Origin of the sequence: Mycobacterium sp. E183 (assembly GCF_001667735.1) — a bacterium.
In the GTDB taxonomy this organism is placed as follows: Bacteria; Actinomycetota; Actinomycetes; order Mycobacteriales; family Mycobacteriaceae; genus Mycobacterium.
Window position 1 is genome coordinate 23955 of record NZ_LZJN01000092.1, and the last position, 10348, is coordinate 34302.

Here is a 10348-nt window from a genome sequence, read left to right on the forward strand (position 1 = left end):
CCGGGCAGACACGCACGGTCGCGCCGGCGGGCGGCTCGCGTACCGTTGACCTGTGCCAAAGACCACCCGCGCGCAACCCGGCCGCCTGAGCAGCCGATTTTGGCGACTGCTCGGCGCCAGCACCGAGAAGAACCGCAACCGCTCCCTTTCCCAGGTCACCGACTCGTCCGAATACGACGAGGAGGCCGCCGGGCTCACCGACGAGCAGCTGCGGAAGGCCGCCAAGCTGCTCAAGCTAGACGACCTCGCCGAGTCTGAGGACATCCCGCAATTCCTGGCGATCGCCAGGGAGGCGGCCGAACGGGCGACCACGCTGCGCCCGTTCGACGTGCAGCTGCTCGGTGCGCTGCGAATGCTCGCCGGCGACGTCATCGAAATGGCCACCGGTGAGGGCAAGACGCTCTCCGGGGCGATCGCGGCGGCCGGCTACGCCCTCGCCGGGCGGCACGTGCACGTGGTGACGATCAACGACTACCTCGCCCGCCGCGACGCGGAGTGGATGGGCCCCCTGCTCGAGGCGATGGGGCTGACGGTCGGCTGGATCACCGCCGAGTCGACCAGCGAGGAGCGTCGCGCCGCCTATGGCTGCGACGTCACCTACGCCTCGGTCAACGAGATCGGTTTCGACGTGCTGCGCGACCAGCTCGTGGTCGACGTCGACGACCTGGTGTCGCCCAACCCCGACGTGGCCCTGATCGACGAGGCCGACTCGGTGCTCGTCGACGAGGCCCTGGTGCCGCTGGTGCTGGCGGGCACCACACACCGGGAGACGCCGCGGCTGGAGATCATCAAGCTGGTCGGCGAACTGTCCCCGGAAACGGATTACGACACCGACTCCGACAGCCGCAACGTCCATCTGACCGACGTCGGGGCGCGCAAGGTGGAGAAGGCGCTCGGCGGCATCGACCTCTACTCCGAGGAGCACGTCGGCACGACCCTGACCGAGGTCAACGTCGCGCTGCACGCGCACGTGCTGCTGCAGCGCGACGTGCACTACATCGTCCGGGACGACGCGGTGCACCTGATCAACGCCGCCCGCGGCCGCATCGCGCAACTGCAGCGCTGGCCCGACGGCCTGCAGGCGGCCGTCGAGGCGAAGGAGGGGATCGAGACCACCGAAACCGGGGAAGTGCTCGACACGATCACGGTCCAGGCATTGATCAACCGCTACGAGACGGTGTGCGGAATGACGGGCACCGCGCTGGCCGCCGGGGAGCAGCTGCGCCAGTTCTACAAGCTCGGCGTGTCACCGATTCCGCCGAATGAGCCCAACATTCGCGAGGACGAGTCCGACCGCGTCTACATCACCGCCGCCGCCAAGAACGACGGGATCGTCGAGCACATCGTCGAGGTGCACGAGACCGGGCAGCCGGTGCTGGTCGGGACCCGCGACGTGGCCGAGTCGGAGGAGCTGCACGAGCGGCTGTTGCGCCGCGGTGTGCCCGCGGTGGTGCTCAACGCGAAGAACGACGCCGAGGAGGCGGAGGTCATCGCCGAGGCCGGCAAGTTCGGGGTGGTCACCGTCTCGACGCAGATGGCCGGGCGCGGCACCGACATTCGGCTCGGTGGGTCCGACGAGGCCGACCACGACCGGGTAGCCGAGCTCGGCGGCCTGCACGTGGTGGGCACCGGACGGCATCACACCGAGCGGCTGGACAACCAGCTGCGCGGGCGCGCCGGCCGCCAGGGCGACCCCGGCTCGTCGGTGTTCTTCTCGAGCTGGGAAGACGATGTGGTCGCGGCCAACCTCGACCACAACAAGCTGCCGATGGAAACCGACGACGACGGCCGGATCGTCAGCCCCAAAGCGGCCGGGCTGCTCGACCACGCCCAGCGCGTCGCCGAGGGCCGGATGCTGGACGTGCACGCCAATACCTGGCGCTACAACCAGCTGATCGCCCAGCAGCGCGCCATCATCGTCGATCGCCGGAACACGTTGCTGCGCACCGTAACCGCGCGTGAGGAGCTCGCCGAACTGGCGCCCAAGCGGTACAAGGCGCTGTCCAAGGACATCGCCGAAGACCGTCTGGAGAAGATCTGCCGGCAGATCATGCTCTACCACCTCGACCGCGGGTGGGCCGATCACCTGGCGTACCTGGCGGACATCCGCGAAAGCATCCACCTGCGCGCGCTGGGCCGGCAGAACCCGTTGGACGAGTTCCACCGGCTTGCGGTCGATGCGTTCGCGTCGCTGGCCGCCGACGCCATCGAGGCCGCGCAGCAGACGTTCGAGACGGCCAACGTCCTCGAAGAGGAGCAGGGCCTGGATCTGTCCAAGCTGGCCCGGCCCACCTCGACGTGGACTTACATGGTCAACGACAATCCGCTGTCGGACGACACGCTGTCGACGCTCAGCCTGCCCGGGGTCTTCCGCTAAGCCGTTTAACGGACCGCAATATGGCCGCGTTAAGGTCACGGCTTATGGAGCCGGCGCTTCCATCCGACCGGGTGCTGACGGTGCCCAACGCGTTGAGCGCGATCCGCCTGGTGCTCATCGGGGTGTTCGTCTACGCCCTGCTGTTCGCCCACGCCAACGGTTGGGCGGTCGGGATCCTGATGTTCAGCGGCGCGTCCGACTGGGCCGACGGCAAGATCGCCCGACTGCTCAACCAGTCCTCGCGGCTCGGCGTCCTGCTGGATCCGGCGGTCGACCGCCTCTACATGATCTGCGTGCCCGTCGTGATGGCGCTGAGCGGGATCGTGCCGTGGTGGTTCGTCGGCATCCTGCTGGCGCGCGACGGGCTGCTGGCTGCGACGCTGCCGCTGCTGTGGAGCCGCGGCTTGTCCGCGCTGCCGGTGACCTACATCGGCAAGGCCGCCACGTTCGCGTTGATGTCGGGCTTTCCGCTGGTCCTGCTCGGCACGTGGGATGCCCTGTGGAGCCGGGTGGTCGGGGCCTGCGGCTGGGCCTTCCTGATCTGGGGCATGTATGGCTATCTGTGGGCGTTCGCGCTGTATGTGGTGCAGATGACGCTGGTCATCCGCCGAATGCCCCGGCTCAAACACGGCGCGCACCTGCCCGAGGCGGTCGATCGTGGCTGACCCGGACCGCCTGCTGGGCGGCTACGACCCCAACGCCGGCCGCAGCGCACACGTGGCGTCGCGGCCGAAGCTGATCCCGGTGCCTTCGCTCCTGCGCGCCCTGCTTTCCGAGCACCTCGATCCCGGCTACGCCGCGGCCGCGGAGAAGCGTCGCGGCGCTTCGACCCGCGAGGGCGGGCGTGAACGCGCCTTGGGCTGGCTCTGGCAGGCGTTGGCGGCGCTGCTGATCGCCACCGTCTTCGCCGCCGCCGTCGCGCAGGCGCGCTCGGTCGCCCCCGGTGTGCGCTCCGCGCAGCAGCTCTTGCTGGGCAACGTGCGTTCGACGGAGAGCACCGCGGCAAAACTCGCCCAACGGCGCAGCGAGCTGTCCGCTCGAGTCGACGACGTGCAGCGGCGCGCGCTGGCCGACGACGCCGAAGGACAGCGGCTATTGGCCCGTCTCGATGCGCTCGGCCTGGCGGCGGCGAGCCGGCCCGTCATCGGGCCCGGCTTGAAGGTGACCGTGACCGATCCCGGTGCCGGCCCCAACCTTTCCGACGTCTCCAAGCAGCGGGTCAGCGGCAGCAGGCAGATCATCCTGGACCGGGACCTGCAGCTGGTCGTCAACTCGTTGTGGGCGAGCGGGGCCGAGGCGATCTCGGTCGGCGGCGTCCGCATCGGGCCGAATGTGACCATCCGGCAAGCCGGTGGGGCGATCCTGGTCGACAACAACCCCACCAGCAGCCCGTACACGATTCTCGCGGTGGGCCCGCCCCGCGCGATGCGGGACGTCTTCGACCAGAGCTCGGGCCGGCAGCGCCTCAAGCTCCTCGAGGTCTCCTACGGTGTCGTCGTCACCGTGGACGCCGCCGACGGGCTGACACTTCCCGCCGGATCGATCCGGGATACCAAGTTCGCCAAACAGATTGGGCCACAGTGAGAAAAGTCCTCGGCAGACATCTTCGCCTGTGCGAGTCACGGAACGGCAAGCGCGCATGATCGGCATCGCGGCGCTGGCGATCGGCATCGTGCTGGGCCTGGTGTTCCACCCCGCGGTGCCCGAGGTGGTCCAGCCGTACCTGCCGATCGCGGTGGTGGCGGCGCTCGACGCCGTGTTCGGCGGCCTGCGCGCCTACCTGGAACGGATCTTCGACCCGAAGGTCTTCGTGGTCTCGTTCGTGTTCAACGTTTTCGTGGCCGCGCTGATCGTCTATGTCGGAGACCAATTGGGCGTGGGCACGCAGTTGTCCACGGCGATCATCGTGGTGTTGGGCATCCGCATCTTCGGCAATGCCGCCGCGCTGCGCCGCCGGCTGTTCGGGGCGTGACGGGCGGCCGGTGACGATGCGGAGCGAAGCGAAGGGAAGCGGTGCCATGGCCAAGGTGGGGCCGGCGTGAGCGAGGAACCGCCCGGCGGCGCCGCGGAAACGGGTGAAGCGGAAGGCCGCGCGCCGCACGGCCGGCACGAATTGCCGTCCAAGCGCCCGCGCCCGGAGATCGGCCCGGTGCGCCGCACCGGACTGTCGGGGCTGGTCCGCGGCGGCCGTTCCCGGCTGGCTTTCGGGACGTTGGCGGTGCTGTTGTGTCTGCTGCTGGGCATCGCCATCGTCACGCAGGTCCGCCAGAACGAGTCGGGTGATTCGCTGGAAACGGCGCGTCCCGCAGACTTGTTGGTGCTCTTGGATTCCTTGCGGCAGCGCGAGGCCACCCTCAACGCCGAAGTGAATGAATTGCAGAACACGCTGAATTCGCTGCAGGCGTCGGGCAACAACGACCAGGCCGCGATACAGGCCGCGCAGGCCAAGCTGGCCGCCCTGTCCATCTTGGTCGGCGCGGTGGGCGCCACCGGGCCAGGCGTCACGGTCACCATCGACGACCCCGGGCCCGGCGTGTCGCCGGAGGTGATGCTCGACGTGATCAACGAACTGCGCGCCGCCGGCGCCGAGGCGATCGAGATCAACGATGGACACCAGTCCGTGCGCGTGGGTGTCGATACCTGGGTGGTGGGCATGCCCGGGTCGCTGACCGTCGACACCAAGACGCTGTCGCCCCCGTATTCGATTCTGGCCATTGGCGATCCGCCCACCCTGGCCGCGGCGATGAACATTCCGGGCGGCGCCGAGGACAGCATCAAGCGCGTGGGCGCGCGGATGTCCGTGCGGCAGGCCGACCGAGTGGACGTGACCACCTTGCGACAACCAAAACCGCACCAATACGCTCAGCCCGTCAAGTGAGCGCATCCGCACAGAACAGGATTACTCGTGAGCGATATCCCGCCCGATCTGCACTACACCGCCGAACACGAATGGGTTCGCCGAAGCGGTGACGACGTCGTGCGGGTCGGGATCACCGACTTCGCGCAGTCGGCGCTGGGCGATGTCGTCTTCGTTCAGCTGCCCGACGTCGGCACCGAGGTGACCGCGGGTGAATCCTTCGGCGAGGTCGAGTCGACCAAATCGGTGTCGGATCTGTACGCGCCGGTGTCGGGCACGGTCTCCGCGGTCAACGCCGATCTGGAAGGCAGTCCGCAGCTGGTCAACTCCGACCCCTACGGGGCCGGGTGGCTCGTGGATGTCCAGGTGTCCGACGTAGCCGCCCTGGAGTCGTCCATCTCGTCGCTGCTTGACGCCGAGGCCTACCGCGGAACACTGACCGAATGACGATTGCTAATCTGCCTGCCAGCCCCGCGCGGCGCCGAGAGCGGCGCGCAAGGGCGGCGGGGAAAGGCGGACAAACGGTCTGCCGATCGTCGGGTGGGGGGCACATTGCGGACCTATGCGCGGTACCGTCGACAGATCGACACTTGAAGGCAGCAGTCTTAGCAATCGGCAGTGCCGGGCCAGTAAACCCAGTGAGCAGCCGGCCGAGCGGCCCGGTCAGACAACGCCACAGCGGCCAGTGAGGAGCAGCGCGTGACGGACATGGACAACGACCAGACCTCTGACGAAGTCACGGTGGAGACGACTTCGGTCTTCCGCGCCGACTTCCTCAACGAACTCGATGCGCCCGCGCAGGCGGGCACCGAGAGCGCGGTTTCCGGGGTGGAGGGCCTGCCGGCCGGTTCGGCGCTGCTGGTCGTCAAACGGGGACCGAACGCCGGGTCACGCTTCCTGCTCGATCAGCCCATCACGTCCGCCGGTCGGCATCCCGACAGCGACATCTTCCTCGACGACGTCACCGTCAGCCGCCGACACGCCGAATTCAGGTTGGAAAACAACGAATTCAACGTGGTGGATGTCGGTAGCCTGAATGGCACCTACGTCAACCGGGAGCCCGTCGACTCGGCGGTGCTCGCCAACGGCGACGAGGTGCAGATCGGCAAGTTCCGCTTGGTGTTTTTGACCGGGCCCAAGCAGGGTGAGGACGGAGGATCCGGAGGCTAGTGAGCGCACCCGATAGCCCGGCACTGGCCGGGATGTCGATTGGGGCGGTCCTGGAACTGTTGAGGCCGGACTTTCCCGATGTCACGATCTCCAAGATTCGCTTCTTGGAGGCCGAAGGACTGGTGACGCCACAGCGCGCCGCGTCGGGCTATCGGAGATTCACCGCTTACGACTGCGCCCGGCTGCGGTTCATCCTCACCGCGCAGCGCGATCATTACCTGCCGCTCAAGGTCATCCGGGCGCAATTGGACGCGCAGCCCGATGGCGAGCTGCCGCCCTTCGGCTCGCCCTACGCCGCCCCACGTCTGGTGTCCGTGGCGGGCGTCGGGGAGACCGCCGCCGAGCCGGACACCGGGGCCGGATCGGACACCGCCGCGGTCGCGCCATCGAGCATCCGGTTGAGCCGGGAAGACCTGCTGGAGCGTTCGGGGGTGGGTGAGGACCTGTTGACGGCGCTGCTCAAGGCGGGGGTTATCACCACCGGCCCGGGCGGCTTCTTCGACGAACACGCCGTCGTGATCCTGCAATGCGCGCGGGCGCTGTCGGAATACGGTGTCGAGCCGCGACACCTGCGGGCGTTTCGCTCGGCGGCGGACCGGCAGTCGGACCTGATCGCCCAAATCGCCGGGCCGATAGTCAAAGCCGGCAAGACCGGAGCGCGGGACCGCGCCGACGACCTGGCGCGCGAGGTGGCGGCCCTCGCCATCACGTTGCACACGTCGCTGATCAAATCCGCCGTTCGCGACGTTCTGCATCGCTGAGGACTAGACTTCGTCGATAGCTTGGTTTTCAGCGGCTCAGCGGAAATTCGGCGTCGCCGTTGCGCCAAGAACCGACACGGCAGCATATGCGGAGGGCAGACACAAATGGGTGAAGTTCGTGTTGTCGGCATTCGCGTTGAGCAGCCGCAGAACCAGCCGGTCCTGTTACTGCGCGAAACCGACGGCGACCGATACCTGCCGATCTGGATTGGCCAATCGGAGGCTGCCGCCATCGCCCTCGAGCAGCAGGGCGTCGAGCCGCCGCGTCCGCTGACGCACGATCTGATCAGGGATGTCATTGCCGCGCTTGGCCATTCGCTGAAAGAGGTGCGGATCGTCGACCTTCAGGAGGGCACCTTCTACGCCGACCTGGTCTTCGACCGCAACATCACGGTGTCGGCGCGGCCCTCGGATTCGGTCGCGATAGCGCTGCGCGTCGGCGTCCCGATCTACGTCGAGGAGGCCGTGCTGGCCCAGGCCGGTCTGCTCATCCCCGACGAGACCGACGAAGAGGGCGGCACTGCCGTCCGCGAGGACGAGGTGGAGAAGTTCAAGGAGTTTCTCGACAGCGTCTCGCCCGACGATTTCAAGGCCACGTAACGCCTTTCCGGCCCCTTCCAGCGGCTTCGCGAACCCCGTCGGCGGGTACTACCCTGGACACCGACATCACGGATCCGTCTCACTTGCCCCCGGGATGTCGACACGCCTGGCGGATAGCGCCCTCACTTTGCCCGGCGGCAGCCATACTTTGATCACGACTTAAGGGCGCGGTAGCTATCGAACAGCGTAAGCTCTCTAGCACTCGGGCCTGAGCAAACGTGGCTGCGACGCAGCCAGTACGCAGCTGGAAACGAAAGCGCGATCGGCGAGAGGAAGCACCGTGAGCGAGCAGCCACGCCAAGAACAGCTGGACCTAGCTGACCACGCGACCGCCGCGCCGGAAGCGCCCGTGCAGCCCGGACTGTTTCCCGACGACTCCGTGCCGGACGAGCTCGTCGGCTACCGCGGCCCCAGCGCCTGCCAGATCGCCGGAATCACCTACCGGCAGTTGGACTACTGGGCGCGCACCTCGCTGGTGGTGCCGTCGATCCGCAGCGCGGCGGGCTCCGGCAGCCAGCGGCTCTACTCGTTCAAAGACATCCTGGTGCTCAAGATCGTCAAGCGGCTTCTCGACACCGGAATCTCGCTGCACAACATCAGGGTTGCCGTCGATCACCTGCGTCAGCGCGGCGTCCAGGACCTGGCCAACATCACGTTGTTCTCCGACGGCACCACGGTTTACGAGTGCACGTCGGCCGAAGAGGTCGTCGACCTCCTGCAGGGCGGGCAGGGCGTGTTCGGCATCGCCGTGTCGGGCGCCATGCGGGAGCTGACCGGCGTCATCGCCGACTTCCCCGGGGAGCGCGCCGACGGGGGCGAGTCGATCGCCGCCCCGGAAGACGAGCTGGCCTCGCGCCGCAAGCACCGCGACCGCAAGATCGGTTAACCGCACCCGCGCCGCCCCTGTGCGCGAACGTGCGCTGCCGTACACGCTTTGCGGCGTGTCGCGGTACAGACACGCACGCTCGCGGCGAATTGACCCGGGCCGGGTAAACTGGACGACGCATCGCACTCGTGCGGGAGAGTTTCGTGACGGCCAGTCACGGACGCCGAAGGAGCAACACCTCTCCGCTAACCTCTCAGGCACCCGGACCGCGCGGGTTAACGATGCCTCTGGAAAGCGGTACCGGCCCCGGCGGTCGGCACCCGCCGATGGGGAAAGGCGCGAGGCAGCATCTCGCGCCGAATCTCTCAGGCGCCCGGCGAACGGGTGAAGACAGAGGGAGAGGGCCGCTTGTCCTCTGCCTTTGTCGATGCCACAGCCAGGAGTTCGCCAGTGCCCGACCAATCAACCTTCGCAGCCCGGCACATCGGCCCGGATGGCCAAGCCGTCGCGACGATGCTGTCCGTCATCGGTGTCGATTCGCTGAACGAACTGGCCGCCAAGGCCGTCCCCGCGGGCATCCTCGACAAGCTCACCGGCGGCGGCGCGGCACCGGGTCTGGATGAGTTGCCGCCGGCCGTCACCGAGGCCGAGGCGCTGGCCGAGCTGCGGGCGCTCGCGGAGGCCAACACGGTGGCCGTCTCGATGATCGGGCAGGGCTACTACGACACGCTCACCCCGCCGGTGCTGCTGCGCAACGTGCTGGAGAACCCGGCCTGGTACACCGCCTACACCCCGTACCAGCCGGAGATCAGCCAGGGCCGGCTGGAGGCGCTCCTGAATTTCCAGACGATGGTGGCCGATTTGACCGGGCTGGAAGTCGCCAACGCGTCGATGCTCGACGAGGGCACCGCCGCCGCCGAGGCCATGACGCTGATGCACCGCGCGACCCGCGGTAGCTCGAACCGGCTTGCCGTCGACGCCGATCTGTTCGCCCAGACGGCGGCCGTCTTGGCCACGCGGGCTGCGCCGTTGGGCATCGAGATCGTCACCGCCGACCTGAGCGACGGCCTTCCCGACGGTGACTTCTTCGGCGTGATCACCCAGCTACCCGGGGCCAGCGGCCGGATCACCGACTGGGCGGCCGTGGTGGAGCAGGCCCACGACCGTGGCGCGCTGATCGCGATCGGCGCCGACCTGCTGGCGTGCACGCTGATCACCCCGCCGGGCGACATCGGCGCCGACGTCGCGTTCGGAACGACCCAACGGTTCGGCGTGCCAATGGGATTCGGCGGCCCCCACGCCGGATACCTGTCGGTGCACGCCAAGCACGCCCGCCAGCTGCCGGGTCGGCTGGTGGGCGTCTCGCTGGACGCCGACGGGTCACCGGCCTACCGGCTGGCGTTGCAGACCCGCGAGCAGCACATCCGCCGCGACAAGGCGACCAGCAACATCTGCACCGCACAGGTGCTGCTCGCCGTGATGGCCGCGATGTACGCCAGCTACCACGGCGCCGACGGGCTGACCGCGATCGCCCGCCGCGTGCACGGCCACGCCGGGGCCATCGCCGCGGCGCTCGGCGACGCGCTGGTGCACGACACCTTCTTCGACACCGTGCTGGCGCGGGTTCCGGGACGCTCCGACGAGGTGGTGTCCGCGGCGAAGGCGAAGGGCGTCAACCTGTGGCGCGTTGACGCCGATCACGTGTCGGTGGCCTGCGACGAAGCCACCACGGAGGCCCACGTGGCCGCGGTGCGGGA

Annotated in this window: 10 protein-coding genes, 1 pseudogene and 1 riboswitch; all 11 genes and pseudogenes read left to right on the top strand. The window is 68.4% G+C overall.

What is annotated here, in order from left to right:
* The first annotated feature begins 52 nt into the window (after positions 1-52).
* On the top strand, positions 53-2377 hold the full coding sequence (gene secA2 / locus A5691_RS09400) for an accessory Sec system translocase SecA2 (RefSeq protein ID WP_068016008.1): 2325 nt from the start codon (positions 53-55) through the stop codon (positions 2375-2377).
* A gap of 44 nt (positions 2378-2421) precedes the next feature.
* Positions 2422-3042, top strand: coding sequence for a CDP-alcohol phosphatidyltransferase family protein (locus tag A5691_RS09405; protein WP_067757130.1), 621 nt, complete (start codon positions 2422-2424; stop codon positions 3040-3042).
* Positions 3035-3961: a DUF881 domain-containing protein gene (locus tag A5691_RS09410; RefSeq protein ID WP_068016005.1), complete on the top strand. Its 927-nt coding sequence runs from the start codon at positions 3035-3037 to the stop codon at positions 3959-3961. Before A5691_RS09405 ends, A5691_RS09410 begins: the two co-directional genes overlap by 8 nt.
* 55 nt (positions 3962-4016) lie before the next feature.
* Positions 4017-4349 carry a small basic family protein gene (locus tag A5691_RS09415; RefSeq protein ID WP_064950365.1) on the top strand — a complete coding sequence of 111 codons (333 nt, stop codon included), beginning with the start codon at positions 4017-4019 and terminating at the stop codon, positions 4347-4349.
* Positions 4350-4490: 141 nt separating this feature from the next.
* Positions 4491-5255 (top strand): DUF881 domain-containing protein, encoded by a 765-nt coding sequence (locus A5691_RS09420; protein ID WP_231968983.1) that lies wholly within the window; start codon positions 4491-4493, stop codon positions 5253-5255.
* 27 nt (positions 5256-5282) lie between these two features.
* A complete protein-coding gene (gcvH, locus tag A5691_RS09425; RefSeq protein ID WP_067757118.1) occupies positions 5283-5681 on the top strand; it encodes a glycine cleavage system protein GcvH in 399 nt (132 codons plus the stop codon).
* Positions 5682-5942: 261 nt separating this feature from the next.
* Complete coding sequence (garA, locus tag A5691_RS09430; protein ID WP_276038948.1) at positions 5943-6404, top strand: glycogen accumulation regulator GarA; 462 nt, start codon at positions 5943-5945, stop codon at positions 6402-6404.
* Positions 6404-7165: a MerR family transcriptional regulator gene (locus tag A5691_RS09435; protein ID WP_067757115.1), complete on the top strand. Its 762-nt coding sequence runs from the start codon at positions 6404-6406 to the stop codon at positions 7163-7165. The genes garA and A5691_RS09435 overlap by 1 nt, the downstream gene beginning before the upstream one ends.
* A 105-nt stretch (positions 7166-7270) precedes the next feature.
* Entirely contained in the window at positions 7271-7765 is a 495-nt protein-coding gene (locus A5691_RS09440; RefSeq protein WP_046184273.1) for a bifunctional nuclease family protein, read from the top strand.
* Between the two features lie 280 nt (positions 7766-8045).
* A complete protein-coding gene (locus A5691_RS09445; RefSeq protein WP_067757112.1) occupies positions 8046-8651 on the top strand; it encodes a MerR family transcriptional regulator in 606 nt (201 codons plus the stop codon).
* A gap of 121 nt (positions 8652-8772) precedes the next feature.
* A riboswitch (glycine riboswitch) is annotated at positions 8773-8870 on the top strand.
* A gap of 171 nt (positions 8871-9041) precedes the next feature.
* Positions 9042-10348: pseudogene (locus tag A5691_RS09450) on the top strand (glycine dehydrogenase (aminomethyl-transferring)); the annotation flags it as partial.